Source organism: Cryobacterium sp. MDB2-A-1, assembly GCF_004402675.1.
Classification (GTDB): Bacteria; Actinomycetota; Actinomycetes; order Actinomycetales; family Microbacteriaceae; genus Cryobacterium; species Cryobacterium glucosi.
In genome coordinates this window covers 15,759-41,728 of sequence record NZ_SOFK01000030.1, presented here as the reverse complement: position 1 = coordinate 41,728, position 25,970 = coordinate 15,759, and the positions used below count along the sequence as shown (strand labels likewise).

The 25,970-nt window shown below is 63.6% G+C and carries 22 protein-coding genes and 1 pseudogene; 9 read left to right on the top strand and 14 right to left on the bottom strand.

Going from position 1 to position 25,970, the window contains the following annotated elements; genetic code table 11:
* The first annotated feature begins 1 nt into the window (after position 1).
* On the top strand, positions 2-1,204 hold the full coding sequence (locus E3O39_RS12045) for an ADP-dependent glucokinase/phosphofructokinase (RefSeq protein ID WP_241985060.1): 1,203 nt from the start codon (positions 2-4) through the stop codon (positions 1,202-1,204).
* Between the two features lie 84 nt (positions 1,205-1,288).
* On the opposite strand, the gene E3O39_RS12040 is transcribed toward E3O39_RS12045, so the two are convergent.
* The 6 genes from E3O39_RS12040 to E3O39_RS12015 all read right to left on the bottom strand — a co-directional run bounded on the left by E3O39_RS12040 (position 1,289) and on the right by E3O39_RS12015 (position 6,574).
* Positions 1,289-2,038 carry an SDR family oxidoreductase gene (locus tag E3O39_RS12040; protein WP_134448434.1) on the bottom strand — a complete coding sequence of 250 codons (750 nt, stop codon included), beginning with the start codon at positions 2,036-2,038 and terminating at the stop codon, positions 1,289-1,291.
* Positions 2,039-2,183: 145 nt separating this feature from the next.
* Entirely contained in the window at positions 2,184-3,332 is a 1,149-nt protein-coding gene (gene dgoD / locus E3O39_RS12035) for a galactonate dehydratase (RefSeq protein ID WP_134448432.1), read from the bottom strand.
* A gap of 55 nt (positions 3,333-3,387) precedes the next feature.
* Positions 3,388-4,302, bottom strand: a complete 915-nt coding sequence (locus E3O39_RS12030) for an NAD(P)-dependent oxidoreductase (RefSeq protein WP_134448430.1) — start codon at positions 4,300-4,302, stop codon at positions 3,388-3,390.
* Positions 4,299-4,925, bottom strand: coding sequence for a bifunctional 4-hydroxy-2-oxoglutarate aldolase/2-dehydro-3-deoxy-phosphogluconate aldolase (locus E3O39_RS12025; RefSeq protein WP_134448428.1), 627 nt, complete (start codon positions 4,923-4,925; stop codon positions 4,299-4,301). The genes E3O39_RS12030 and E3O39_RS12025 overlap by 4 nt, the downstream gene beginning before the upstream one ends.
* Positions 4,913-5,674: an IclR family transcriptional regulator gene (locus E3O39_RS12020; RefSeq protein ID WP_134448426.1), complete on the bottom strand. Its 762-nt coding sequence runs from the start codon at positions 5,672-5,674 to the stop codon at positions 4,913-4,915. The genes E3O39_RS12025 and E3O39_RS12020 overlap by 13 nt, the downstream gene beginning before the upstream one ends.
* A 3-nt stretch (positions 5,675-5,677) precedes the next feature.
* A complete protein-coding gene (locus E3O39_RS12015) occupies positions 5,678-6,574 on the bottom strand; it encodes a sugar kinase (protein WP_134448424.1) in 897 nt (298 codons plus the stop codon).
* 122 nt (positions 6,575-6,696) lie between these two features.
* On the opposite strand from E3O39_RS12015, the gene E3O39_RS12010 reads away from it, so the two are divergent.
* Entirely contained in the window at positions 6,697-8,064 is a 1,368-nt protein-coding gene (locus E3O39_RS12010) for an MFS transporter (RefSeq protein ID WP_134448422.1), read from the top strand.
* Positions 8,065-8,209: 145 nt separating this feature from the next.
* Positions 8,210-9,835 (top strand): sodium:proton antiporter, encoded by a 1,626-nt coding sequence (locus E3O39_RS12005; protein ID WP_198413432.1) that lies wholly within the window; start codon positions 8,210-8,212, stop codon positions 9,833-9,835.
* A 93-nt stretch (positions 9,836-9,928) separates the two neighbouring features.
* Here E3O39_RS12005 and E3O39_RS12000 read toward each other — a convergent pair whose 3' ends face one another.
* Positions 9,929-10,468 (bottom strand): N-acetyltransferase, encoded by a 540-nt coding sequence (locus tag E3O39_RS12000; protein ID WP_134448420.1) that lies wholly within the window; start codon positions 10,466-10,468, stop codon positions 9,929-9,931.
* A 253-nt stretch (positions 10,469-10,721) separates the two neighbouring features.
* On the opposite strand from E3O39_RS12000, the pseudogene E3O39_RS19335 reads away from it, so the two are divergent.
* The 3 genes and pseudogenes from E3O39_RS19335 to eda form a co-directional block, all read left to right on the top strand.
* Positions 10,722-11,267: pseudogene (locus E3O39_RS19335) on the top strand (gluconokinase); the annotation flags it as partial.
* A gap of 117 nt (positions 11,268-11,384) precedes the next feature.
* Positions 11,385-13,217, top strand: a complete 1,833-nt coding sequence (gene edd, locus E3O39_RS11995) for a phosphogluconate dehydratase (protein WP_174774850.1) — start codon at positions 11,385-11,387, stop codon at positions 13,215-13,217.
* Complete coding sequence (eda, locus tag E3O39_RS11990; protein ID WP_134448416.1) at positions 13,217-13,849, top strand: bifunctional 4-hydroxy-2-oxoglutarate aldolase/2-dehydro-3-deoxy-phosphogluconate aldolase; 633 nt, start codon at positions 13,217-13,219, stop codon at positions 13,847-13,849. The genes edd and eda overlap by 1 nt, the downstream gene beginning before the upstream one ends.
* Before the next feature lie 38 nt (positions 13,850-13,887).
* On the opposite strand, the gene E3O39_RS11985 is transcribed toward eda, so the two are convergent.
* The 5 genes from E3O39_RS11985 to E3O39_RS11965 all read right to left on the bottom strand — a co-directional run bounded on the left by E3O39_RS11985 (position 13,888) and on the right by E3O39_RS11965 (position 20,637).
* Positions 13,888-14,670: a hypothetical protein gene (locus E3O39_RS11985; protein WP_134448414.1), complete on the bottom strand. Its 783-nt coding sequence runs from the start codon at positions 14,668-14,670 to the stop codon at positions 13,888-13,890.
* Between the two features lie 253 nt (positions 14,671-14,923).
* Positions 14,924-16,885: a zinc-ribbon domain-containing protein gene (locus E3O39_RS11980; RefSeq protein WP_134448412.1), complete on the bottom strand. Its 1,962-nt coding sequence runs from the start codon at positions 16,883-16,885 to the stop codon at positions 14,924-14,926.
* Positions 16,882-17,970 (bottom strand): TniB family NTP-binding protein, encoded by a 1,089-nt coding sequence (locus tag E3O39_RS11975; RefSeq protein WP_134448410.1) that lies wholly within the window; start codon positions 17,968-17,970, stop codon positions 16,882-16,884. The genes E3O39_RS11980 and E3O39_RS11975 overlap by 4 nt, the downstream gene beginning before the upstream one ends.
* Before the next feature lie 2 nt (positions 17,971-17,972).
* Complete coding sequence (locus E3O39_RS11970; protein WP_134448408.1) at positions 17,973-19,877, bottom strand: DDE-type integrase/transposase/recombinase; 1,905 nt, start codon at positions 19,875-19,877, stop codon at positions 17,973-17,975.
* The gene (locus tag E3O39_RS11965) at positions 19,864-20,637 is read right to left on the bottom strand and encodes a TnsA-like heteromeric transposase endonuclease subunit (protein WP_134448406.1); all 774 of its coding nucleotides are present in this window, start codon (positions 20,635-20,637) and stop codon (positions 19,864-19,866) included. Before E3O39_RS11965 ends, E3O39_RS11970 begins: the two co-directional genes overlap by 14 nt.
* A gap of 273 nt (positions 20,638-20,910) precedes the next feature.
* Here E3O39_RS11965 and E3O39_RS11960 point away from each other — a divergent pair, with 273 nt between their 5' ends.
* Positions 20,911-21,108 carry a hypothetical protein gene (locus E3O39_RS11960; protein WP_134448404.1) on the top strand — a complete coding sequence of 66 codons (198 nt, stop codon included), beginning with the start codon at positions 20,911-20,913 and terminating at the stop codon, positions 21,106-21,108.
* A 39-nt stretch (positions 21,109-21,147) separates the two neighbouring features.
* On the opposite strand, the gene E3O39_RS11955 is transcribed toward E3O39_RS11960, so the two are convergent.
* Complete coding sequence (locus E3O39_RS11955) at positions 21,148-21,528, bottom strand: hypothetical protein (protein WP_134448402.1); 381 nt, start codon at positions 21,526-21,528, stop codon at positions 21,148-21,150.
* Between the two features lie 749 nt (positions 21,529-22,277).
* Between E3O39_RS11955 and E3O39_RS11950 the strand changes: the two genes are divergently transcribed.
* Both E3O39_RS11950 and E3O39_RS11945 read left to right on the top strand, forming a co-directional pair.
* A complete protein-coding gene (locus E3O39_RS11950) occupies positions 22,278-22,517 on the top strand; it encodes a helix-turn-helix domain-containing protein (protein ID WP_166787340.1) in 240 nt (79 codons plus the stop codon).
* Positions 22,510-23,799: a type II toxin-antitoxin system HipA family toxin gene (locus tag E3O39_RS11945; protein ID WP_134448398.1), complete on the top strand. Its 1,290-nt coding sequence runs from the start codon at positions 22,510-22,512 to the stop codon at positions 23,797-23,799. The genes E3O39_RS11950 and E3O39_RS11945 overlap by 8 nt, the downstream gene beginning before the upstream one ends.
* A gap of 471 nt (positions 23,800-24,270) precedes the next feature.
* Here E3O39_RS11945 and E3O39_RS11940 read toward each other — a convergent pair whose 3' ends face one another.
* Positions 24,271-25,917 (bottom strand): DUF6119 family protein, encoded by a 1,647-nt coding sequence (locus E3O39_RS11940; RefSeq protein WP_134448396.1) that lies wholly within the window; start codon positions 25,915-25,917, stop codon positions 24,271-24,273.
* Between the last annotated feature and the right edge of the window lie 53 nt (positions 25,918-25,970).

The following is a 25,970-nucleotide window of genomic DNA, read 5'->3' as shown; positions in this document are numbered from 1 at the left end:
AATGGCACATATCTCCATGCGCGAAAAACTGGTGTTGGGGCTCGGCGGAACCGTCGACTACGAGATCGCCTGGGACTCCCGGGTGATCGAGCACCTCATCCGCGAGTACTCCATTCGCGCGTCGGAGCTGGATGCCTCGATCCCGGTCATGAGCGAGCGGGACCTCGTCGTCACGTTGCTCGCCTTCCTCGAGGGCGGTGCCGGAGGAGAGCGATTCGTCGCCTCCTCCGACATCGTGGAGACGTTCGCCGCCCGGTTCGATAGAAGGATCACCCTGGGCGGCACGTGCGTGCGCGCCGCGATGGCGATGCAGGCGCTCGGCATCGAGAGCACTGTTCACTTGGTCAGCATCGACGATCACGTTCGCAGGCTGCTCCCCGCGGGATGCGCCTACCTCTGCAGCGCAGACCACGACACGACCGATCCGCATCTCATCGTGCAGTTCAACGCGGGCGCGCGCGTCCAGGCCGGCGACATCGACCTGCGTGCGCCGCACCCGAATCGGGTCATCTACGCCAATGATCCACCGAACGAACAGCTGCTGTTGAGCAACGCTCTCGGAGAGGTGCTCCGAGATGCCGAGGTGTTCCTGATCTCGGGGTTCAACGTCATCCAGGACACGGACCTGCTCCAAGAACGGTTGGTGGACATCCTGCGGCACATGCAGCAGTTGCCGGTAACAGCCGTCGTCTATTACGAGGACGCCGGATTCCATGTCCCGGCGATGAGCCGGTACGTGCGCGACGCGCTCATCGGGGTGATCGACGTTTACAGCATGAACGAGGACGAAATGCAGGCATACCTGGGACGCCCCGTCGACCTCCTGGCCGTCGACGAGGTGGCCGAGGCGCTCCGGGAATTGCAGCGGCTGATCCCCGCCGCGACCCTGGTCGTGCACACGAAGTATTGGTCACTCGCCCTGGGCGAGTTCGCCGCCTCCTATGGCGCGAGCCTCCAGGGCGGCATCACGATGGCGAGCACGCGATATTGCTACGGGGACGATTTCACCGAGCGGGACTACCGGGAAGTCGACAACCGGAGGCCCAGCGTGCCCGGTACTCGGTTCGCCTCCGATCTCGAGGACCGGATGGGGCACACCGTCCGGTGCCTGCCCGCGTTCGCGCTCACCGTCGCCGCGCCGACGACCATCGGACTGGGCGATTCGTTCGTCGGCGGGTTCATCGCTGCCCTGGCTCGGCGCTAGCCGGGCGGACAGTGGTCGAAGCCGGGCCGGCTGCCGTTCCAGTGAAGACCGGGTCGCTCCGGTTCCAGGGAGTGCGGCCCAGGACTAGGACGACCGTTCGCCGGTCAGCCACTCGTCGAATGTCGTGGGAGCCTCGCCCTCGTCCCCGGTGCCGCGCAGCACCCCGGAACGCATTCCGCGCCAGTACGCGCCGGGAAGGGACACCCCGAGTGCCGGCATCCGTCGCCCGTCGGCCCGGATGACCTTGCGCACCATGTCGAGGAGGATCTCATCCCGCGGCCCGCGCAGGTCGCGGTGACGTCCCCGCTCGGTGCCGTCGGCGATCGCAACGAGGGCGTCGGCCACGTCGGCGGCCGCGATCGGACGCAGCAGTCCGGCGGGGACCAGGGCGATCGGGCCGAACGACGCGCGACCGAGCACCTGCCGCGCGAACTCGTGGAACTGGGTGGTTCGCAGGATGCTGAACGGCACCGGCCCGGCGGTGACGAGGCGCTCCTGTTCGACCTTCCCGGCGTAATACCCGAGCGGCAGGTAGTCGATTCCGACGATGGACAGCGCCACGTGGTGTCCCACCGACTGGCGCACTTCCGCGGCGAGCAGGTGCCTGGTCGCCGCGCCGAAGAACTCGACGGATGCTGCGGCTGAGGTGCTCGCCACGCTCGTGACGTCGATCACGGCATCCGCTGCCGTGAGCGCCGCGTCGAGTCCGACGCCGGTACTGACGTCCTGCCCGGTCGACCGTGACAGCGGGACGACCTCGTGACCACGGCGTTGGGCGACCGCAACGACGTGCCTGCCGACGGTGCCGGTCGCCCCGGCTACGACGATCCTCATGATGCGACCCCCTCGGTGGAAATGGTAGCGCCCTCGCGATACGGTTCACCACGGCCGCTGCAACGCAACGTCGGAGATTTTCGAGACGTAGGACCCTCAGACTCGGGCGAGGGTCACACGTGACGCCTCGGCCCTGCGGAATCCGTCACCACTCCGCGAAGGAACCGTCTTTGTGGCGCCAGACCGGGTTGCGCCAACGTGCGCCCTCTTTGGCTCGTTCGATGACGTATTCCTCGTTGACTTCGATACCGAGACCGGGGCCGTCGGGGATTGCGACCATGCCGTCTTCGTATGCGAAGACCGCCGGGTCGACGACGTAGTCGAGTAGGTCATTGGACTTGTTGTAATGGATCCCGAGACTCTGTTCCTGGATGAAGGCGTTGTAGCAACCGGCGTCGATTTGCAGGCAGGTGGCCAACGCGATCGGGCCGAGCGGGCAATGGAGGGCGACAGCGATGTCATATGCCTCGGCCATGAAGGCGATCTTTCGAGCCTCCGTGATCCCGCCGCAGTGGGACGGATCCGGCTGGATGATGTCGACCGCTCCACTGGCCAGGATGTCCTTGAAATCCCAGCGGGAGAAGAGTCGTTCACCGAGCGCGATCGGCGTGGGCGTGTTCCGCAAAACGTCGAGGAGCCCGCCGACGTTTTCGCTCAGGACGGGCTCTTCGATGAACATCAATTTGTAGGGCTCGAGTTCCTTGATGAGGACCTTCGCCATGGGCTTGTGGACGCGACCGTGGAAGTCGACTCCGATCCCCACATTGTTGCCGACTGCCTCGCGAACCGCGGTGACGTTGGCGATGCACCTCTCGACCTTGTCCCAGGTGTCGATGTACTGCAGTTCCTCGGTGCCGTTCATCTTCACGGCGGTGAAACCGCGATCGACCGCGTCTTTCGCGGCCGCTGCGGTATCGGACGGACGGTCGCCACCGATCCACGAGTAAACGCGGATTTTGTCCCGGACTTTTCCGCCGAGGAGCTCGTGGACGGGGACGCCCAGCGCCTTCCCCTTGATGTCCCAGAGTGCCTGGTCAATGCCGGCGATGGCGCTCATCAGGATGGGCCCGCCTCGGTAGAAGCCGGCGCGGTAGAGGACCGTCCAGATGTCCTCGATGTTGCGCGGATCCTTCCCGATGATGTAGTCGGAGAGCTCCTCGACGGCGGCCGCGACAGTGGCGGCTCGTCCCTCGACGACAGGTTCACCCCATCCGACGATGCCTTCGTCGGTCTCGATCTTCAGGAACAGCCAACGGGGTGGGACCGAATACGTGGTGAGTTTCGTGATTTTCATGCTGTGACCTTTGTGTAGTGCCGCACGAGAAGATGTGGTGGGAGTTGCGAACGGTCTAGAAGCCGCGGTCGGCCGCGACGAGGCCGGCCAAACCGACTGGACCGCCCGCCTTCAGGTACGCGACGACATTGTCGTGGGTGCGCTGGTTGAGCCCGGCCCAGTATTCGCTGTCGGGGTTTGCGCAGTGCGGGGAGATCAGTGCGTTCGGCAAGGTCCACAGCGGGTGGCCGTCGGGGAGAGGTTCGGGGTCGGTGACGTCCATGGCCGCGCCACCGATCGTGCCCGATCCGAGCGCGGCAACGAGGGCGTCGGTGTCGACGATGGGTCCGCGCGCCACGTTGATGAGCCAGGCATCCGTCTTCATCAGGGCGAACTCCGCGGTCGAGATCATATGGTGGGTCGCCGGAACATAGGGGACGCCAATGACCACGTAATCGGCCTGCGGAAGCAGCGTGCGGTAGTCCTCCGGAGGAACAGTCAGATCAGCGCCGGGAACCGGGACATCCGACACCGCGACGATTTTCACGTTGAACGGGGTGAGCAGCTTGATGAGGTTGCGCCCGATGCCGCCCGCACCGATCAGCGCGACGGTTGACCCGGAGAACATGCGCGTGTTCTTGGGCCCCCAGGTGCGGGTGCGGGCATCGGCATGCAGCGAACGGGCCGCACTGAGCATGAAAGCGAGTGCGTGCTCGGCCACGGCATACCCGTATGCGCCGCTCGAACAGCTGAAGACAGGACCACGGGTCAGAAGGCCGGCCTGTTGCCACGGCTCGATTCCGGCGTGGGGCAGTTGCACCCATTTGATCCCAGGGTGGAGCATATCGGCGAGTTCTTGAGGGTCGTCGTTGCCGAAGTAGACGATTGCTTCCGCATCGGCGAGCGGGGTGAGCTGCCCACCGGCGCTCGTGACGGCATCCGCAAGGCTTTCGACCGTGGCCGGGCCGACATAGACATTAAGGCCGCTCATGCCAGGCTCCCTGCGGGGGTCTTCACGAGTGCGGCGATGGCCGGCCAGGCGGCGGGATCGGCCAAAGCGGAGCCCAGGGACACGACTTTGGCGCCGCCGTCCAGGAATTCGCGGGCGTTTCCGGCGCCCATCCCGCCGGTGGCGACGAACTTGATCTGGGGGAAGGGCGCGCTCATCGCCGTGAACCAGGAGGCTCCGAGCTCGGCGGCGGGAAATGCCTTGACCCAGTCGAGGTCGAGGTCGAGGGCGGTTTCGATCTCGGTGGCGGTTGCGACTCCGGGCAGAGTCGGCATTCCGGCCGCGATCGAAGCCCGCACAACGGCCGCCTTGAGGCCCGGGCTCACGGTAAACGCCGCTCCTGCCTCAGCTGCCTGCCGGACGTGCTCAAGGGTGACGACCGTTCCGGCCCCTACATGCTTGCCGCGCAACTTCCCGGCTGTCACGGTGGCCGTCAGCGCGTCGAGAGCCTCGGTATTCTGAATCGGCACTTCGATGCAATCGACGCCCAGGTCCCAGGCGTTGTTCGCCAGTTCCACGGTTCGCTCAGGCGAGTATCCCCGCAGAATCGCCATCACCGGAGTGCGGGCAAATAGTTCGTCGAATGAGGTCGTTAGGGACGCCATCCCAGCTCCTTTGAGATTGTTTCTGTTGTGGCAAGTAGCTCCGGGATCAACTCTTCGAGTTGTTCGAGGTTTGCCTTGGCTTTGAGCGCGGTGATCGACACGGCGGCGACCACTCGCGAGCTTGAGTCCCGCACGGGTGCGGCAACGCAGTTGATGAAGTCTTCGAATTCGGCGTCATCCACCGCCCAACCACGAGTGCGGATTTCATCCAGTTGGGATTTCAACGACTGGGCGTCGGGAAGCGTGTTGGGAGTGTGGATCGTGAATTCGTAGCCCGCCAGGACATCGTCGACGAACGTAGGGGGCTGGAACGCGAGGATCGCCTTGGCGACACCGGACGTGTGGAAAGGTACCGTTTGACCGATCTGGGAGTAGAGCCGCACGGACCGGATCGGATCGATCTTGTCGGCGTAGACGATGCGATTGCCGGTCAACTCGGCCAAGTGAATCGTGTGACCGCAGCTCGCCCTCAGCTGTTCGAGACTTTCGTGGGCGAGGTTTCTGAGGCTGAACTGGTCCAGGGCGTGCGCGGCCAGGCCGGCCAGCCGGTAGCCGACGCTGTATTGGCCGCGTTCGTTGCGGCGGGTGAGTCCGCCCTCCGTGAGCGTCTCCAAGAGGCGCAATGCGGTGGAGCGATGCACGTTGATGTGCTCGGCAACCTCCGTCTGGGTGCGGGGAGCATCACTGACGAATTCGAGGATTTCAACGGCGCGCTGGACGCTCTGGACGTTTTGAGTGGCTTTCGGCATGATTCAGACCCTTTCGCGAGGCACGAAATCGCTCGTGCTCTGCAATGTTCTCGCAGCGCATCCGTGCCCGGCACTCAAAGACTCTTCGGCGCTGTCCCCATTGAGCTGTGCCGCCAGATACCCGGCGGCAAATGCATCGCCTGCGCCCACCTCTTCGACCACAGTGATATGGGGTGCGGCAACAAAAACCTCGGTTCCAAAACTGAATTCCGTGGCTCCGACGGCGCCGTTCTTGACGATGAGCGTGCCGAGTGGGCGGATGAGATCGAATACAGCCTGAGGCGTGTGGGTCTGCCACAGTACTTCGGCTTCATCGAGGCCAACGAAGACGATGTCTGCCTGCCTCGCCAGCCGGAGAAGCACCGGGGCCGCTTCTTCGACGGACCAGACACCAGCCCGGTAGTTCACATCGAATGAGAGCAGGGTCGTGGTTCCCACGAGTCGCGACGGAAGAGCGAGCATGAGTTCTCGGCAGCTCGATGAAAGACCGGGTGTGACGCCGCTGGTGTGAATCAGTCGCGCCGTGGCGAGAGGCAGCGCGTCGAGAATTTCGACCGTCATCATCGATGCGGCGGATCCCTTGCGGTAGTAGTACACGCCGGGGATGCCACCGGGGTTCTTGAAATACACGCCGGTTGGAGCGTTCGGGTTAAGGGTGACCAGGGACGTGTCCACTCGCTGCTCATGCAGCGACTCGAGAATTCGCCGGCCGAGCGGATCGTCTCCCACCGAGCTGATCCACGACGTTCGGAAACCAGACTCGGCGAGGTACATCGCCACCGTCGACTCGGCGCCTCCGACTGCCAGGTGGAAAAGCGCACTGTCGGCGAGTGGAGTGGCCTCAGTCGGGGTGACGAGGACCATTGTCTCGCCGAGGCAGAGGACTTCGGGGGTTTCCATGAGAGGCCTTTCTGGCCATTGAGACGTTGTCGTACTTGACACAGCGTAAATGAATGTCATAGTTAACGCAACACGCTTGCGTTATACGCAACAACCTGCAGCAATGAAGCTAGGAGAACTCAATGTCGTTGAAGCTCAGCCCAGACCAGGCGGGAACCTCGATACCACCGACGATCGAACACGAGACAATGCGTCGCGTCACGCGGCGCCTGATGCCGCTGATCATGGTCTGCTATTTCATCGCTTACATCGACCGGTCGAACGTGTCCGTCGCTTCCCTGACGATGAACGGCGACATCGGCCTCTCCGTCGGCGCCTATGGATTCGGCGCCGGGCTCTTCTTCATCACGTACATCATCTTCGAAATCCCGAGCAACCTGGCCCTGCACAAGTTCGGTGCCCGCGTCTGGATCGCCCGGATCATGATCAGCTGGGGCATCGTCGCCGCGTGCATGGCCCTCGTCAACGGACCAGGCACATTCAACACCGTCCGGCTCGTCCTGGGTGCGGCAGAAGCAGGCTTCACTCCGGGCATCATCTTCTATCTGTCCCAGTGGTTCCCCAACCAGCATCGCGGCCGCGCGATGGGCACCTTCTACGTCGGAGCAGCGCTCGCCACCGTGATCGGTGCGCCCCTTTCCGGCCTCATCCTGCAGTTCAGCCACGGATGGTTCGACATCCAGGGCTGGCGCTGGCTCTTCATCCTTGAAGCCGTCCCCGCCGTCGTACTCGGCATCGTCGTCCTCAAGTACTTCACGGACAAGCCCCGTGAAGCCAAGTGGCTTCCCGAAGCGAACCGCACCTGGCTCGTCAAGACACTCGAGATCGAGAAGTCGGCCGCCGAAGGACTGCGTACGTTCACCATCGGCAGCGCACTCCGCAGCCCGGGAGTCATCCTCCTGGCGATCTTCTTCTTCCTGTACTCGTTCAACAGCATCGGCCTGACGCTCTGGATGCCACAGGTCATCCAAGGAACATTCGGGCATCCCGATGCGCTGACCACGTCAATGCTCACCGCAATCCCGTACGTCTTTGCGGTCATCTTCATGATCATCAACGGTCGAAGTGCGGACAAGCGTGGCCGGCGCGACCTGCACATGGCCATCCCCATGGCCCTCGCAGGTGTGCTCCTCCTGGGGAGCGTTGCTGCAGGACCCACCGTGCTCGGCTTCGCGCTTCTCTCCGTATCCACTGGGTTTGCCTGGTCTGCTGTTCCGGCAATGTGGAGCACGGCCACCGCATTCATGACCGGAATCGCTGCTGCTGCGGGCGTCGCCCTGATCAACGCAACCGCGAATATCGCAGGCGTCCTGGTCCCGCCCCTCGTGGGAGAGCTCAAAGAGGCGACGGGATCGTTCAACTGGCCCCTGATCGTCATCGCGGCGGCTATGTTGCTCGCGGCCGTCGTCGCGTTGATCTCCGCGCGATATACCAAGGAAGGCCTCATCACGAAGCAGGCTGCACTGGTGGAAACCGCGCTCGTCGACTGAACCCAACCGATTCACGGGCGCACGTTCGGGTCTCTCCCCGGACGTGCGCCTGAGTCGTGTACACCAGACCCGCGGTCAGCGCGAACAACCCCGACGGGCGTCCCATGGGCAAGACTGGGACGACGGCACCCGGAAGGCAGGCACCATGGACGTACAGTTGCTGCTCGTCATGACCGGAGCGCTCTTCATCGCGGCGTTCGCGCACCGCCGCGGGGTGCAGGCCGGTATCATCACGGTCACGCTCGCCGCCGCGCTGTCGTTCCTGCCCGTCCTCCCGCGGCTGCAGCTCGACCCGCACCTGATCCTCGGCGTCGTGGTGCCGCCGCTGCTGTACTCCGCCACCCTGAACTTCTCGCTCTTCGCGTTCCTCAAGAACCTGCGCAGCATCCTCGGCCTCGGCGTGGGGCTGGTGGTCTTCACAACCGTGGTTGTCGGCTTCCTCACCTCGTGGCTCGCTCCGGAACTCGGCCTAGCCGGGGCGCTCGTCCTCGCGGCCGTGGTCGCCCCGCCGGACTCGGTTACGACCGTGAGCCACGGACGCGAACTCGGCCTCCCGCGGCGCACGGTTTCGATCCTCACCGGGGAGAGTCTGGTCAACGATGCGGCGGCGCTCACGCTGTTCGCCGTCGCGGTCGCCGCCGTCACCGGCGACGCCGGCTTCATCGAGAATCCGTTCCTCTTGTTCGGCTGGGAAGCCGCGATCGGGCTTCTCCTCGGAGTGATTCTCGGCCGGCTGATGTCGGCGGTGCGGACAATGGTGGGCAGTCCCACCATCGAGAGCGGCCTCAACCTGCTCGTGCCGTTCCTGGCCTACTTTGCCGCCGAAAGCCTGCATGCCTCCGGCATCATCGCGGTCGTCGCCGCCGGCTTCACCGTGAGCCTGGCCAACTACCGCACCGTGCCCCCGGGCACACCGTCAACGGCGTTCCGCACCCGGCTGCAGGAGGCCGTACTCTGGCCCGTCGTGGACCTGCTTCTTGAGGCGTTCGTCTTCGCGTACATGGGGCTGCAGTTCCGGTTCGTGCTCGAGGACCTGGCCGAGTCGAGCACCCCGACCGGGTCGACGATCGGCCTCGCGCTGATCGTGCTCCTGGCGGTGGTGCTCTGCCGCTTCGCCTGGGTGTACTTCAGCTACGGCCGGTCGCAACTGGCCCTCCTCGTATACGCCAAGCGCCTCGCCCGGTCGCTCGAACCGCGGGCGATGATCCGCCGGCGCGATCGGCGCGATCGGCGCAGGCCCTCCGGCGGTCGGGGTGGGCGAGGAGGCCGTCGCCGGGGCGGCCGCGAACTCGCCCACATCGAGACCCTCACGCCGCCGGAGAACCTGCTGGTGTCCTGGACCGGGATGCGCGGCATCATCACCCTCGCCGCGGCCGGTGGCATCCCCCTCACCATCGCGTCCGGTGCGCCGTTTCCCGGCCGCACCATCATCCAGACGGTCGCGTTCATCGTGGCGGTCGGTACCCTGCTGGTGCAGGGGGCGACGTTACCGATGCTGTCCCGAACCCTGCGCATCGATACGAGCGCGGAAGACGCCGAGGTCGAGGCGGGCCGCGCGCGTGCCCGCGCCGTCGCGGATGCCGCCGGGGCCGGGGGCGCACCGGACGACGGGACCGCTCCGGCCGACGAGTACGCGGGCGCCACCTTCGACCGCCAGCGCAACGCCCTGACCCGTGCGGTGCGCGAACGCGAGATCGACCCCGGCAGCGCGACTGACATCATCCGCGAGATCGATGCCCGGCAGGCCGTGGTGATGCCGGCCCTCGACTGACGGACGCGGCGCCGACACGAGTTGGGCTATAGGTTTTCGAAACCTGCCGCACAGCGGGTCAGCGGATGCCGCGCGTCGCGAAGATCTCGGACATCACGGAGCCGCGGTCTCCGGCTGTGCCCTTGTGAGTTGCTTGACCATCTCGAGTTCCCGGGTCGTCGGGTCGAGGTCGTAGGGCGCGGTCACGCCGGTTGCCGCGAAGCCGCGGTGCTCGTAGGCGGCGCGGGCGCGGTCGTTGTGCTCGTGCACGTGCAACGTGAGCCGACCCGATTCCGTGAGCGCCCAGTCCTCGATGCGCGACAGGAGGGCATCCGTCACGCCGGCCGCCCCGCCGCGGTAGTCCGGCGCGACGTAGACACCGACGAGCAGCGCACCCGTCGCCTCGTCGGGAACGTAGCCGCCCATCGTCCCGACCCAGCGCCCAGAGGGCGCGATCGCCACGACGACGATCGAATGCTCATGGGTGCCGCGCGCTCCGCGCATGGTCCATTCGGCCTCGTCGTGGGCGAGCGCGGCGTCGAAGGTCTCCCCGAAGGCGAGGGGCGTGTCGTGGAGCATCTCCAGTCGAAGTTCCCGGATCTCGCGCCAGTCTGCTGCCGTCGTGCGGCGAATCGTGAACCCCTCGGTCATCATCCACGCACGATAGCAGGGAAGCGCGCCGGGTCGAGGTGAAGCGCCGCGCTCACCGGGTCCGCGCCGCGTGCGGGCCACGCACGCCTCGACTTGACGGCTCTCTCCCGGAGTGCCACACTCGCAATATCTGATTAATCAGATTAATCTGATTAATGAAATTCAGCGTCAACCTCGCTGTGCCCGCGTCAGCGGAGCGCGGTGACCTGGGCCTGACAATGAGGTCGCGCCGAAGCGTCCTCGCGAGAGGACGACGATGTACTCATCCACACCACCCGGACTGACGAACTCAACCCCACCAGCCCGCGTCAGCAGCGACCCGCACACCCCTGTCGGCGTGCCCGGCCCGCAACCCGTCCTGGTCGTGATGGGGGTTTCCGGCTCGGGCAAGTCGACCGTAGCCGCTCTCCTCGCCAGCCAGCTCGGGTGGGACTTCGTCGAGGGCGACGATCTGCACCCCGCGGCGAACGTGGCCAAGATGGCGTCGGGCACTCCGCTCACCGACGAGGACCGCTGGCCCTGGCTCGACACCGTGTCGTCCTGGATCGTCGAGCACACCACGGCCGACCTCCCTGGCATCGTCACCTGCTCGGCCCTGAAGAAGAAGTATCGGGACGTGCTGCGCGAGCAGAACGTGATCTTCGTGCACCTCGTCGGCTCAAAGGACCTGCTCGGCGCACGGATGTCTGCCCGACTCGACCACTACATGCCGGCCAGTCTTCTCGATTCGCAGCTGGACACCCTGGAGCCGTTGGATTCCGACGAGCGCGGCATCCTGATCGACGCGGCGAGACCGCCCGACGAGGAGGCCGCCAGGATCGTCACGATGCTCGGCCTGCGGCCGGCCGCAGGCTCGTCCGCACCCGGTGCGGCCACATCAGGACAGTCGACCGCCCGGACGCCGAACACCACCGTGGCCATGCACCCGGTCGTCGAAGCGGTCACGCGCCGCATCATCGAACGCAGCGCACAGAGCCGGGCCAGGTACCTCGCCCGGATCGATGCCGCCGCGGAGCAGGGACCGACCCGCGGTCGCCTGGGCTGCGCGAACCTCGCCCACGGGTTCGCTGCCACCGGCCAGCAGGACAAGGCCGCCCTGCGCGCCTTCGTGAAGCCGAACATCGGGATCGTGTCCTCGTACAACGACGTGCTCTCCGCGCACCAGCCGTTCGCGGCCTACCCGGCGATCCTCAAAGACGCCGTCCGGAAGGCCGGAGGCATCGCGCAGGTCGCGGGCGGCGTGCCCGCGATGTGCGACGGCATCACCCAGGGCAGAGACGGCATGCAGCTGTCGCTGTTCAGCCGCGATCTGATCGCCATGGCGACCGGCGTCGCACTGGCCCACGACCTGTTCGACGGAGCGTTGCTGCTCGGCGTCTGCGACAAGATCGTGCCAGGCCTGGTCATCGGCGCGCTGGCCTTCGGTCACCTCCCGGCCATCCTGGTGCCGACCGGTCCGATGAGCTCCGGGATTCCGAACAAGGAAAAGAGCCGGATCCGCGAGCTCTACGCCGAAGGCCTGGCCGACCGTGAGCAACTTCTCGAGGCCGAGACGGCGTCGTACCATTCCGCAGGCACCTGTACCTTCTACGGGACGGCGAACTCCAACCAGATGCTGATGGAGGTCATGGGACTCCACCTTCCCGGCGCGAGCTTCGTCAGCCCGGACTCCCCGTTGCGCGAGGCCCTCACCGCCGCGGCGGCCCGCCAGGTGGTCGCGCTGACCGAGCTGAAAGACCGGTACACCCCGATCGGACGCGTGGTGGACGAGCGGTCGATCATCAACGGCGTCGTTGCCCTGCTTGCCACCGGAGGGTCGACGAACCACACGCTGCACCTCCCGGCCATCGCGGCCGTCGCGGGGATCCAGCTCACCTGGCAGGACTTTGCGGACCTGTCCGAGGTCGTTCCCCTGCTTGTCCGCATCTACCCCAACGGCCCTGCCGACATCAACCACTTCCACGCCGCCGGGGGCACGGCGTTCCTGATCGGCCAGCTCCTCGACGCGGGCTTGCTGCACCCCGACGTCCGCACCGTTGCCGGCGCGGGACTCGACGCCTATCGCCGGGAGCCGGTGCTCGACGGAAACGCCCTGAGCTACCGCCCGGGACCGACCGAGAGCCTCGACACGGACGTGCTGCGGCCCGCCTCAGCGCCTTTCGCGCCGAACGGCGGACTCCGGATCCTGGACGGTAATCTCGGCAGTGCGGTCATCAAGGTCGCCGCGGTGGCGACCGAACACCACGTCATCCAGGCGCCCGCGGTGGTGTTCGACGACCAGCACGTCTTCCTCGCAGCGTTCGAAGCCGGTGAGCTCGACCGGGATCTCGTGGCCGTGATTCGGTATCAGGGCCCGTCCGCAAATGGAATGCCCGAGCTGCACAAGCTCACCCCGGCGCTCGGCATCCTCCAGGATCGCGGCTATCAGGTCGCTCTGGTCACCGATGGGCGGATGTCCGGCGCGTCGGGAAAGATCCCGGCCGCCATCCACCTCACCCCCGAAGCCGCAGCGGGCGGTCCGATCGGCCGCATCCGCGATGGCGACCTCGTACGCCTCAACGCGACGGCGGGCACCCTCGACGTCCTCCTCGACGACGACGTCTTCGCGGCCCGCGAAATCACCGGTGCTGCGCTCGACGACGTCAGCTGGTCCGGCACTGGTCGGGAGCTCTTCTCGGTCTTCCGCCGGCAGGTCGGCCCGGCCGACCGTGGCGCCAGCGTCATCACCAACACACTTGAAGGAGTCCTCTGATGTCCACCCTGAACGCAGCCCAGCTGCTCGAGCTCGCACCCGTGATCCCCGTCGTCGTCATCGAGGATGCCGACCGCGCGGTGGCACTGGCCCGGGCACTCGTGGCGGGTGGCCTGCCGGTTATCGAGGTGACGCTGCGCACCCCGGCTGCACTGCGTGCGATCAGTGCCATCGCCGACCAGGTGCCCGACGCCGTCATCGGCGCCGGAACGGTCAACAACCCGGAACTCGTGCGTCGGGCCGCCGAGGCCGGGGCCCGGTTCCTGATTTCGCCCGGGTCGACCGATGCCCTGCTCGACGCGATGGACGCATCCGGTCTGCCCTACCTGCCGGGAGCCGCGACCGCGTCGGAGGTCCTGCGGCTGATCGAACGCGGACACCCGGAGATGAAGTTCTTCCCCGCCGAGGCGTCCGGCGGCCACGCGGTGCTGCGTTCACTCGCGGCGCCCCTGCCGGAAGCGCGGTTCTGTCCGACGGGCGGGATCACGCTCGCGAGCGCGCCCGTCTACCTCGCGCTTCCCAACGTTGGGTGCATCGGCGGCACGTGGATCACTCCGCTGGATGCCATTGAACTCGGCGACTGGACGCGTATCGAAGGACTGGCCCGCCAGGCCGCCGGCCTGCGGCCCTGAACTGCGGCACTGGGCTTTGGCTTGGGCTTTGCCCAGGCCTAGCCCAGGCCCGCGATCCGGTTCAGTGCAGCACGCATGATGAGCTCCGCGGGGTCGTCGAGGACCTCGTGGTTGAGGTAGAACGCTTCGAACCACGCGCGCACTTCCTCCTCGGGGAGCCCGACAGCAACCCAGTCGACCCCGGCGACCGCTTCGGAGACCGGTTCCCCCGTGCCGGCATCGAGCCACGCCCGCACAATCGGCGTCTCGGGGTCCGCGTCTTCCGGGTTCCAGGTGAGGATCAGGCTGCGTGCCTCGTCGTCCGTGTGCAGATGGTCTGTGCGCCCGGACCCCAGCCAGGGCAGCATCATCTGCTCGCCGGGAATGGCAACGTCCACGATCTCCAGGGGCACCGCCCCGAAGTCGCGGGCGTAGACCCGAAGTCCTTCGTGGTGCCAGTCGGCGGCCTCTTCGGCGTCCTCCGCGAGATCTTCGAGCAGAGGGAGAGTGTGCTTGACGAGCGCCAGGGCCCACGCCACGAGTTCCTTCGTCTCCCGCTTCGGCCACGGGCTGCGATCAGTCTCTTCTCCGTCGGCGCCATGGAAGTGGTGCTCGACACCGTCAGGCGTCGTTTCCAGGTGCAGCTCACCGCCCTCGAACCCGAGGGAGAACACGGCCACCTCTTCTTCGTCGGCCTCGCCCTCACCGTCGACGAACCAGTCGGCGTTCAGCACCGGGTTCCGGAACTGGGTCGGCAGCGGCGGAGCCTCCAACGGCAGGTCGCCCAGGTCCAACACCGCCCGGAAAACAGTGTCCGGCATTCGCAAGGTGGGGTCAGTCACAGGTACTCCTCAGTCCGCGTCGAGAATACCGGAAACGAGGCGTCGGGAAGTGACGTCGGGAAGTGACACGGAGTGTGAGTTCTTGAGGTAATTGAGACTGAATTCTCACACTGAGACTAGGCAATGGCTGAAGAACGCCCAGCCTCCGGGCCAGCGTGTGTCTCAACCAAGATGAGATTTTCGACCGGGATACAGAAAAACGGCCGCAAGACCTCGATATGAGGGTTTGCGGCCGTTCGGGAGAAGAGCTGAATTACCGGTTTAGAATTCGCTCGGACATCGGGCATTTAGGACAACCTTTGGATTTGACCCGGTGGGGAACGCTCTGTTTGTACACGTGCCCGTGTGCTTGACACTTCCACCAGTAGAGGTCGGTACCGGCGAAGATGCGGCCCGGGTCCTTCGGGCCATTGAGATAGCTATGAAACTCGGTCACAAGAACGGGCTCGGTTGTCCTCAGGTCGTTGACATTCGGAACAAGGGTGCGCCGAGAGCAGACGCTGCATTTGTATCCTGCGACACGGCGGTCGATGCGCTGCCGGAAGGTGTGGCCCTTGTCGCAAAGCCAGTAGAACTTGTCCTGACATGACGCACTGAACTCTTCCGGACTGAGCCCTTCGTTCCTGGTCGGGTGCCATTCGGCGGCTAGGGCTGGGTGCGACTCGGGCAGGCTCGGAGTGGATGGGCGTCGGGTTCCGGTCGTGCACTCGTCGCAGCCTTTGCTCTGCACTCGGTCAGCGATGGTCATGAGGTACTCGTGTCCTCTTTTGCAGAGCCACATGTTCATGACCTTGCTCCCGGAACCGTACTTGGACGGTGGTACTTGCTGGAGCCACGCGGGATGCCACTCGCTGAGTAGCCACGGATGTGTGGTCGCGACGTCGTTGACGCCGGGAACAATCAGCCGATTGAGGCACACGGGGCATTTCGAATTCGCGGACGTGCGGTTGGACGCGCTCGCCGGGTAGCTATGGCCTTTGTCGGGGCAGAGCCAGAAGTACGTTTCCTTGGAGCCCGGGGAGACCTGCTGCGCCGTGAGGCCGGCGTTTCTGGTCACGTCGAACTCGGCTCCGATATCCGGTCGTGCGCTTGCGAGGTCGTTGTATCCGGGGATGATGAGGTGGCCGTGGCAGACGGGACACTTCGGTCCAATCGTTGGCCGAGGCGCAAATGGGCGTTCTCGGTCCGTTTCGAACTGATGGCCGACGGTACAGATTGCGAGTATCTGGCGGGTCTCGCCGGTCTGCGTGGGGGCGGCGAGGCGTCGTTCGCTAGTGAAGGTGAGCCCGAATTGCGCTGCCGAGACAGGGTCGTCGCCCGTGACGCCGAGGTAGGCCTCAAATGGTTCCAAGGCGTCTCGAAGTGCGGTGAACGTGCGTGCTACGCGGGGGTCCAGCGGGAAGTCGTGCGGCCAGGCAGCGTCGAAGGGTGCGTCGGTGAGGACCGCGTGGCGGACAGCCCAGACTGTCGGGCGCATGTACAGCCATATCGCCCGCACAAGCCGGTCCGGTGGGTCATCCAGCATCCTGTCGAGTGTCTCCACCAGGAGACGGTGCGCGTCAGCGTAGGGCGTCTGAGGGCTGAAGAACCGCAGGGTGAAGTTCGGGTCCGTGATGGCCGTCGCGACGGCAATGATTCTTGGGAAGGCCTCAGCTTCCGTGAGCGGCGCGACTTCACCGGTGAGAGAGGTCATGATGCTGTCGCGGAGGAGGACAAAGAAGCGCACATCCAGGCGATGACGGCGCCGCAGCTTTCGGAACTGGACCTCGGCTCGGATGTGGTCATTGCCCACGGGATGCTGGGCGTCACTGGTAGTGCTTAACCCGACCCATCGGGAGTGCCGAATGCAGACCAATCCATCGAAGTGAGGATTCTGTTCGACGCTGGCGCCGCCGGCGCAGAGGACGCACATGTGGCGCGTTGCCGGGAGAAGGTCAGTGCAGAACTCGCAGCTCGTCCCATCAGCGTGCGCCAACCATGCACTCGGCTCCTTGACGAGGTGGAGGCGCGGGCGCTTTGTCTTCGCCGTCAGGAGCTCCAGCCAGGTTCTCTCGACGTCGGCCGGCTTTGTCGACTTCGTGGCGAGGCGGACGAGATAGTTCTTGTGCGCGGTGGTCGCGAAGTTCGCGGCCAAGACTCGTTCGGTGTAGCTCGCGATGCTTTCGCGGTGCAGGGGGCGAACGTCGAAAGGGAACCGCCGGGTCAGGTCACTCATCGGGTCACCAGTCCGTCTAGAAGCTTCTTCGTCGCGGAGCGTTTTGAGATCGTTCGTTTGGTGCTGGCGTAGTAGTCCTCGGCTGCGATATCGAGGATTTGCCCTTCAAGAAGTTGCAGCGTGATTTTCTCGTTCCCGGCATTGCCGGCGGTGATGCTCTCAATTGCGGCGCCCGTGAGGAGGCGTCCGAGACTGCCGATGGACCCGTTGGTGCGACTGAACAGGTACTCGGACATTGACGGCAACGTTCCGAGCTCGTGGTCGCGAAGCGGAAGGCACTTCTCAAAGGTGTTCACGAGGCGGAGCCACGCAGCCCGGTCGGTGGGACTCGACATTGCGAATCGATTCATCTGTAGCAGATTGAATCGCCCGCTCAGTTGCTGCCCGCGCGTCCCCGCGAGGATTTCACCGCTCGTGAGGTCCAACCCCGCATAGACGAAGGTGGCGGGGAGGTCGTTGTGGAGGTTCTTCAAGACGTCGACCGACTCGCCGTTTCCGGTGGACCTCCCGGCCAGGTTTTGCAGTTCGTCAACGACGATGAGCTGCGTGCCGGCCTGGTTCAGAGCGTCGACGACCCGATTGCGAATGTCGACCATGGATTCGCCGGTTCGAACGGTCAGCCCCAGGAAGTGCGCAAAAGTCTTCATCAGAAGCTTGCCGGTCGACCCTGCTGGCACTTCGATGTAGGCGACGGGTATCTTGTCGAGCTGGTTGAAATCAGGAAACTGCTTCCCGTACTGGCTGAAGACATATCGCATGAGCGCTTTCGCGGTGGTTGTCTTGCCTACCGTCGAATCGCCACTGAGCATCAGGCCCGCGTGTCCGGAATTCCGGCCGATGTTCTCGGCGAAGCTTTGCGACAGCAGCTTCTTGGCCCGCTGCAGATGGGGAGTATCTACGAGAATTCCACCCGAGAGGTACAGCACCCGGGAGCGGTCGTAGGCGCCTTGCTCGCTTTCGGAAAGTGAGCGGTACGCCTTCGCGTCCAGCACAACCGGTCTTGTCAGGGTGGTGCTGAGATATCGGTGGAGGTCCTCGTGACGGTGGAGGGCTGCGGGGCGGTCGATGTTGTGGAACTGGAGCATTTCTAGTCCTTATCAGGGTCGAAGGTATCGAATTCGGAATCGTCGTCATCGGAGACGTCGAAGGTGGTCAAGGGTGCTGCGGATTCAGGAGCATCGGCGTCAATGTCGTGGGCCGGGGTACCCGTCCGGGCCGCATTCACAGCAGCAACGACGGAGCGGTCGGTCGGTTCGTGCGTGGAGTTTCTGTCAGCGGCGTGCGGGTCGAGATAGGAGTCCTCATCCCGTGCACGGCACTCAATCCACGTGTTCTTGGGTGAGCGCACCCAGACGACGAGCGGTCGGTAGGGGTCGACCTTGATCTCCCACTTCCCGCTCTTTCCGGGGTCGTTGGACTGGGTATTACGCAGCGGGTTGAGCTCCCAGGAGTCATAGGTGCGGCTTCGGTACTGGACCCCGGTGCTTGAGATGGTGCGGTACTCCGACGGAAGGAGACTGACGTAGAGTTCGGGGCTCAACGGGAGGTACAGAGTCGAGGTGAGTTCGCTAGCGGAGGCATAGACCTGGTTCGGCGACAGACGTATTGACGGCTCGAGCCGGTCGCGGAGCCCGCTGTGAGGCCTGTTCTGCCACACGTTGAGCGTCCAGTCGTCGAACAATTCGTACAGGGCGTGGATGCTGAGGAGGTTCTCCTTTTCGACACCTTCACCCTTGAATTCGGGGGAGCGCCCCGCGTATCCAGGCAGATACTGCGTGAAGAGCGACTCGATGGAACTGAACATGCGTTCCACGTGAGCTTTGTCGGTCGGAGTTCGCGGGGCCGATTTGGTTACGTCGATGCCGAAACTCTCGGCTGCCGCGATGAAGACGGCACTGACATAGTCGCGACCGTTGTCCATCATGATGCGGCGCGGATAAATGAATGGCCGGGTCATCTCGAGAGCGGCCCGCTCGTCGGCATTCAGGAACACGGCCTGTGGCGTGGCGTCCTGAATCATGCGGCGGTAGGCGATGCTATCAGGGCGGTTCGCGGCTGGCGTGAGCGCTTGAGCCAGGAGGAGGACGTGGTCGATGCCTTTGGTCGCCTCGAGACGGATGGTGCTCGCGAGGATGCTTCGGGTGGCGACGTCCACCATAATGGTGAGGGTCGGCCGCTCGACTTTCCCTGAGGGAGTCAGTACGAGGATGTCCATGGGGGTCGAGTCCACCTGCACTTCCGCTCCCGGGAGTGTCCGCGAGGTGTAGCCAAATGCACGATTGGGCCGGTTGGCGAGCGAGCGCCGGGTCTTGGCGCTACCTGTGGTGTGCTTCCCCTTAGTGAGTGCGGCGATGTATCGATACATGGAGGAGGTCGCCGGGAGCGCTGGCGCATCCTTCCCAAACTGTCGGAGCAATTCGGCTTGAGTCTCGATGATGAGGCGCGATTTGGTTCCAGTGGAGCGGAAGGTCTGCGCGGCAATGACGGTGCATAGGGCATCGTGGACATCTTCGTTGAGATGGTCGAGGGGCCCGTCGTGGCGGACGATGCGGCGGTCGATGACCCCGGCCATGCCCTGTTCCCGATATGCCTTGATTCTGCGCATGATGGTGGCGCGCGACGCGGAAAGACCCAATCCCTTGAGCTCCGATGTCTTAGCGGCCACCCTCTGATTGAGCGTTGTGCAGGACGGGTCATATTCCGGTCGCGGGCTCGATTGTCCCGGCTGGCAACCAGTAACGAGCTCCTCAACGTGGGAGACCCACTGCATGGTCTTTGTAGAGGCTTTTGTCGTTAGGCGGTCGAATGCTCGCGGCTCGAACAAGGGGATTGTGCCGGCGCCGACCTGCTTTCGCTGGAGTTCGGTGAGGTGCATGTCGACGGTGGTGCCGTCGGCAGTGCGGCGGAGGCGCACGTACGGGTTCTTCTGTTCAATGACTACGTACTCGCCGTCGACGAGTTGAATGGGTGCGGATGTGTCAAGCGTGAGCATTGGGTCCCTTTCGTACGAGAGTGGAATTGTTGATAGGTGCGGCGAGATCGACGGCAACCTGGCCAATCCAGATCAGGTTGTACAGGCCGGCACGAGCGGTTGGGGTGTGGGGAAGTCCGAGTGCTCGGACGGCTTCGATGAGCGGAATCGGGTTGGAGAGCCCGGTGAGCAAACGGTGGGTGGCTTCGAGGCCCGGGAAGTAGCCGAAGTGCTTGAAGGCCGCGACCCAGGAGAGATTGGCCTCCACTTGCTTCGGAAGGCTTCCGAACACTTGATATCCCCAGCCGACCTTTTCGCACACAGCTCGGGTCTGAGCGGCCTGCAAACGGAACTTCTCACCGTCGATGAACTTGGTCGGCTTGACGTCAACCACTGTCTGGCGGTTGTCGGCGTGCATGAAGATGTAGTCCGGTGTGTGCCTGAGGCCGTTCGTGAAGGCCAGTTCAAAAGGTTGGGCGGCGATGGCGGTGACTTCTTCGTGCATGTCGAGCCACTTCAGGGCCGTCGCTTCAAGGAGGGATTCGTGCCAGACATGGCGCCCCGTCTGCGAGAAGAAGTAGAGCCCGTGATAGTTGCGCAATTGTTTGTATCGGTTGCCCGTTCGAAGCTGTTGCGCGAGGTAGAGCTCGTCGTCAAGCAGCTTGGGCGTGACGGCTTCCAGATGCTCTACGCCGGACGCATCGAGCCACCGCGCAGTGGCAGGCAGGGTCAATTCGCGGTCGGATTCGGTGACGGGGAGGTTGCTGATTTTGTGTCTCATGACCTACCTATGAGCAGTCCTCTTTCGTCGGGTCCAAATTCTGTGCCTAATAGACACTTCGAATGTGCTTTAGACACAAAAGAGGGCGCGTTGAAGTGAAGTAACCTGTGGAACGTGACTGATCCGCGCTATCGCCCAAGAGATTTCGCTGCCACACCAAACCTCTTCGGGCGAGCGGATCCAGGATGGAATGACTTGGGCCAGGAGGGGTCGCGAGGCGCCCTGCGTGCGGCCCAGATGCAACACCACTGTGCAGTGCAAATCAGGACTCAGATGATCAAGAAGAGGCTGACCCTGAAGGCGTACGCGAGAGCCACAGGCTCCAGCTACGACCGCATCGCCAAGATGCTTCGAGGAGAAATCATCATGCGACTAGAGGACATCGCCAATGCCGACATCATCCTCGACGAAATCAGCGACTACGCGAGGGCAGAGGCCTCCCGCAAACAAAATGCCGCAGCCAAGTCTTGAGAAGACGCAGGTGCCCGTTTTCGGCTCGTGAGTGGGCTGTCACCACTCGACGGTCGCTTCATTTCGAGCGTTCTTGAGTAGTCGCTCGGTCTCGTGCAGGTGCTCGACTGGTCGGTCACCGCCGAAATAGCCGGAAGGCGAGCAGAGCCAGACAATGAGGTCGATCTGGCTCCAACCAACCTCGCGTGCGAGTTCGATGAGGTCGGGGACGACGGGTTCAACCACGCGCTCTCCTGTGAACTGGAAGCCAGGGTACAAGTAATCCAGTCCGCGTTCAACGGCGAGTAGTTGTCCGCGTCTTCGAAGATCGAGCAGCAGCTGAGGTTCATCCACCGGCAATCCAAGAATCTTCAGAACCTCGTCGGTGGAGAGTAGCCCCCAAGTCGCATCAAGTTCGAGCCAGAAGGTCTCAAGTTTCATCAGTCGCTCCTTCGCTAGTTGATCGCTTTTCGGGGACCTCCGGAACTCGTCTAAGACGCCGGATTCGACTCATGGCGTGTCATCACAGTCGTTCACAATATCGCCGGACTGCTGGTCCCAACGCCACCATTGCCGGCGATACAGGCCTTCCACGGGGCTTGCTCTGTCCTTTAGGCGCGCGGATCGAGCATGCCCCGAGATGCTAGATGATGTGCCGACCCCAGGATCCGAGGGGTGAAAGGTTCCCGCTGGGGTAGTGGGCCGAGCCCGTGCGTGGCGGCCACTCAATTTGCTTGTGCTCAGCTGCTTAGCCATATACATCTCCATCCGCTTCATCCACGGTCTGCGCGCTGACCCGGACTCTGTCGCGCGCGCTGGGGTGCTCACACGAAGGAAGACGGTCAGGCTAAAGGCCGTAGGCCAACTGCCGGTTGGCGTATTTGAGTTTCCATCAGTTCTCGTTGCGGACATACTAATGACCATCTATGCTGTCACGCAAGACCCCCGGTTGGGCCTATACGTCCCGAAGCGAGGCATACGGGGCTCCCCGGTGTCCAAGAGGGTCCAGCGGTACTCGTTGTATTCGAGTCAACGTCTGGCAGACACGGATTTGGCGTCGAAACCTGACGCCATGAGATGAATGCACGAATATCCTCCCATCGCTTTATGCCAGGATATGCTTGCATACCGGCATGCACGGATATACTGGCATCCGGCGGAAGTGCCGCCGCCTTAGAACGGAGACCACCATGAGCACGGCAACCATTCGGAGATTCCGTGACCTCGGCGCCGTTATCAAAGCAGTTCGCGAGTCCCGCGGCATCCGCCAAGAGGACCTGGCCGGTGACTTAGCTATCTCCCGGAACTATCTCCAGGAGCTGGAGAACGGGAAACCCACCCTCTATATCACTCGGCTGTTCCGAGCCTTGAACAAACTAGGCATCACCCTCAGCGTCACCTACACGCTCGGCAAGCACGACAATGTCTGAGGCCCTAGCCGTGTTCCTCCACGACGACTACATCGGCGAAGTCGTGACCTACCGGCGCGGCCGCCAGCACGACAAGAGCCGTGTCAACTTCACCTGGGACAGCGGCTACCAGCCCGGCAACATCACACTGACGGAATCATTCGCTTCCCTGCCGGGTGTCCAGCCAGACGCCACTCTGGTCTCCAACTTCTTCGGCGGCTACGCACCGGACGGCAACCACCGCGCCGCGATGGCCAAGCGTCGAGGCATCGACCCTGGCGACCTGTTCGGCCTCCTCCGGGAATTCGGCGGTTCCATCGGCGGTGCGCTGACCTTCCGCGACCCTGACGAGCCGCCGAAATACACTCCGCGTTACGAGCAGTTGGACGAAGGGGCTGTCGCCCAACGGCTGCGGCAGGCCGTCAAGCAACACGACCTCGGAACCCAGGACGACAGCAGGTCCATGCTTCCCGGCTACCAGCCCAAGCTTCTCCTCGCCCGGTTCGGATCCGGCTGGTACCAGCCGCACGGCCGAGCCCATTCGACGCACATCCTCAAACCGGAGCTGACCTCCCGCCCTGGCAACATCCACAACGAGTTCTACAGCCATGAACTCGCCCGGCACATGAAGCTCTCCCGTTTCGCCAGCGAGATCATCACCTTCGGCCAGACGACCTTCCTCGCCATCGAACGGTTCGACCGCAGCGTCACCGGGAACACGGTCAGCCTCATTCACCAGGAGGACGTCGCCCAGGCCCTCGGCCTGGACTGGCGGGACTCCGACGCGAAGTTCCAGGACCCTGCCTTCCTCGCCAACCCGGCACGGCCCAGCGCCCTCCGGGTCGCCGAGCTGACTGGAACGTTCCCAGACTCCGATGGTGCCACCACGGAGTGGCTTCGGCAGCTGGTCTTCCACGTCCTCGTCGGCGACAACGACGCTCACGCGAAAAACGTCGGACTCATCCATGACGCGAACGGGACTAGTGTCTCCGAGCTCTACGACGCGGTGCCGAACTTCTTCCAGCCTGGCCGTATGAGCTGGGACATGGCGATGGCCGTGGACGGGGTGTTCGACCACCGCAAGGTCAGCATCAAACGGCTGGTGGCCGAGGCCGCCTCCTGGTCAGTGCTCCGGCCGGACAGAATCGAGGCCACCATTCAGGCCACGATCCATGAGTTCATCGCTGCACAGGCAGCCATCCCAGCGCCGACTGGCGTGAACCCCGGAGTCGTCGAACGGCTGGCGTGGAACGCGGCCAGGCTCACCGCAGACCATGAAATCAGCCGACCCAAAGAGCACTAAGCAAAGCCGTGGCGAGTCGCCTGCCGGCACACCCTCACCCCAGACCGCGCATAGGAAAATCATGACGCTGACACCCCCAACCCTCGACCAAGGTGACACCCTCGTGGTGCTCGCCGGCGACTGGCACGGCAACCTGATGTGGGCCGAGAAGGCCCTCCGCGAGGTCGGCGCACGCGGCATCCAAATGTGCGGAACGCGTTGGCACACGCCTCCTCTTGCTCCTCTATGGGTGGGCAGGAAGCGCTGCGATAATTATCGGGCTGCCGGTTTCAGTGATTGGGGCCGCAATAGGGCTTGCCGGTATCCTTTACGGCGCCGTTGCAGTCGCGGGCGGCCCTATATGTACTTTGTTCGAGCGCTAGAAGGAATTTGAGATGTGGATCCCGCGGCTTCGGATCCCGTTCACGGGCACGTATTGGAATCAGTTCCCGTGCGGCCATACTAATGACCATCTTTGCATTCGCGCAAGACTCATTCTTCAGGCGATGGCTCGAATGAGACCTTTCTCTTTCTTGCCTTCTTCTCTATGGGGGCTGGATCCAGGTCGATTCGGGCGAGCGCAAACTTGAACTGCTGGCGCGTGATGAGTCGGTAACAGTTTGCGATCTGTACCTTCGTGAAGAAGAAGAGACTCTCACTCAGAGGAACATTCTTGGGAGTTGCGATTGCCAGTACAAAAGTCGCCTCGGCCCTGCTCGGCAAGACTGCGTCGGCACCCTTCAACTCCCCCCAAACGCCAGCGAGTTTCCGTTGGTATTCGGGAGCTCCCCAAGCTGCCGCGCTGTCGACTGCCTGCGCAACCAGATGGGACAGCGTGGGCGAGCTTGACGCCGTCTTCACGCAAAGAAACTCAGCGTTCTCGGTGAGGAGGTCGCACATCTCGAGTCGTTCGTTGCGCCCAAAGATGACTAACTTCTTGTCAAGGAGTGCATATCCTCGCTGTGTGGAAGTCTGGATGTTGTATGAGCCCTCCGCGCTCGTGTCCGAGGGATCATCCTTGAGCTCTTGGGCATTCCACCTGGGAAGGTTGAGCTCGTCCGTGATGTCGGGGATTGCCGCGATTTGCCTGTTTATCTGCTCGACGAAGTCATCTTGGATAGCGAACCAGAGACCCGCCGACAGCAGGTAGTCACGTCCCTCGAGGGCCACCTCGGTTTGGACGTATGCCTTCAGTGACTGGGCCCGGTCGGCGAGATTATCGTCAGCGTCGAGGGCAAAGACACGGACATCCTCGATAGGGCTTCTGTCAGGATCCAAATTCTCCACCACGCTGAACACTCCGGCGTTGTCCAGATCCTGAAGGACATACCTCCCATATTGCGCGGTTAGCTCGTAGTGGTCGACGTCTCCTTGATCGAAGGGATCGGGCGCTGCAAAGGCCACCGAATGATCGTGTGCCCGTAGCTGCTGGTCAACAAGTGCGTCGAGATCTACGATGAGCGGATCGCTCTTGTCAATGGGCGTGATTTGGTCCAGGAACGGAAACCTCGCCCGATATTCCTGTTGGCCGTAGACCGCAACAACCTGGTCCAGTTTTTCCGCCAAGTTACGGAGAGAAAAATTGGGAACGGTGATTCGCAGAGAGTCGGATCCGGACAGCGAACTCGCGACTGTGAGGTCAGAAGACTTTCCGGAGAGCTGTCGGAGCCAATCCTCATCAACCTCCACGTTTAGGTCTCCGAACTGACCGTCCACGGGAAGCAAGGTCTTTTGATCACGGGAGTTGCCCGCGACTCCGCGGGTCTGTGATCCCCGAATCTTGTTCATGGATATTAGGTTGGCCGTAACCCGCAGGCCAAAGCCTCTTTCGATGAAGGCCGGCCGGATGGCATGGAAGCCCGTGCCGAATGTAACCGCCACGACTCGCTCGCGCACTGACACGAGAATCACGGCGCCGAGGCTCCGGGTCAGGAGATTCTCTTCGTCTGCAGAGATGTCAGCTACGAGTTTGAGATCTGTCAGCCAGCTTGGCCCCTTGGCCTCGCCGCTAATGAAAAACGCGGCCGCTATGGACTCGAATTCCGGTCTTAGTGCCAGTTGCCCGTATGACGTCGTCTCCCGAAGCACGGAGCTGTCACCGGTCGAGCCGTCTCGAAGTAGATACATTGTCAGGCGCATAGTTCAGATCCCCCATAGAACAGGTGCTGATGCGAGACTAGCGGTTCGAAGCA

Coding starts and splice junctions, on each gene's coding strand:
- E3O39_RS12045 (WP_241985060.1), top strand. CDS start 2: ATGGCACATATCTCCATGCGCGAAAAACTGGTGTTGGGGCTCGGCGGA.
- E3O39_RS12040 (WP_134448434.1), bottom strand. CDS start 2,038: ATGAGGATCGTCGTAGCCGGGGCGACCGGCACCGTCGGCAGGCACGTC.
- dgoD (WP_134448432.1), bottom strand. CDS start 3,332: ATGAAAATCACGAAACTCACCACGTATTCGGTCCCACCCCGTTGGCTG.
- E3O39_RS12030 (WP_134448430.1), bottom strand. CDS start 4,302: ATGAGCGGCCTTAATGTCTATGTCGGCCCGGCCACGGTCGAAAGCCTT.
- E3O39_RS12025 (WP_134448428.1), bottom strand. CDS start 4,925: ATGGCGTCCCTAACGACCTCATTCGACGAACTATTTGCCCGCACTCCG.
- E3O39_RS12020 (WP_134448426.1), bottom strand. CDS start 5,674: ATGCCGAAAGCCACTCAAAACGTCCAGAGCGTCCAGCGCGCCGTTGAA.
- E3O39_RS12015 (WP_134448424.1), bottom strand. CDS start 6,574: ATGGAAACCCCCGAAGTCCTCTGCCTCGGCGAGACAATGGTCCTCGTC.
- E3O39_RS12010 (WP_134448422.1), top strand. CDS start 6,697: ATGTCGTTGAAGCTCAGCCCAGACCAGGCGGGAACCTCGATACCACCG.
- E3O39_RS12005 (WP_198413432.1), top strand. CDS start 8,210: ATGGACGTACAGTTGCTGCTCGTCATGACCGGAGCGCTCTTCATCGCG.
- E3O39_RS12000 (WP_134448420.1), bottom strand. CDS start 10,468: ATGATGACCGAGGGGTTCACGATTCGCCGCACGACGGCAGCAGACTGG.
- edd (WP_174774850.1), top strand. CDS start 11,385: ATGCACCCGGTCGTCGAAGCGGTCACGCGCCGCATCATCGAACGCAGC.
- eda (WP_134448416.1), top strand. CDS start 13,217: ATGTCCACCCTGAACGCAGCCCAGCTGCTCGAGCTCGCACCCGTGATC.
- E3O39_RS11980 (WP_134448412.1), bottom strand. CDS start 16,885: ATGAGTGACCTGACCCGGCGGTTCCCTTTCGACGTTCGCCCCCTGCAC.
- E3O39_RS11975 (WP_134448410.1), bottom strand. CDS start 17,970: ATGCTCCAGTTCCACAACATCGACCGCCCCGCAGCCCTCCACCGTCAC.
- E3O39_RS11970 (WP_134448408.1), bottom strand. CDS start 19,877: ATGCTCACGCTTGACACATCCGCACCCATTCAACTCGTCGACGGCGAG.
- E3O39_RS11965 (WP_134448406.1), bottom strand. CDS start 20,637: ATGAGACACAAAATCAGCAACCTCCCCGTCACCGAATCCGACCGCGAA.
- E3O39_RS11960 (WP_134448404.1), top strand. CDS start 20,911: ATGATCAAGAAGAGGCTGACCCTGAAGGCGTACGCGAGAGCCACAGGC.
- E3O39_RS11955 (WP_134448402.1), bottom strand. CDS start 21,528: ATGAAACTTGAGACCTTCTGGCTCGAACTTGATGCGACTTGGGGGCTA.
- E3O39_RS11950 (WP_166787340.1), top strand. CDS start 22,278: ATGAGCACGGCAACCATTCGGAGATTCCGTGACCTCGGCGCCGTTATC.
- E3O39_RS11945 (WP_134448398.1), top strand. CDS start 22,510: ATGTCTGAGGCCCTAGCCGTGTTCCTCCACGACGACTACATCGGCGAA.
- E3O39_RS11940 (WP_134448396.1), bottom strand. CDS start 25,917: ATGCGCCTGACAATGTATCTACTTCGAGACGGCTCGACCGGTGACAGC.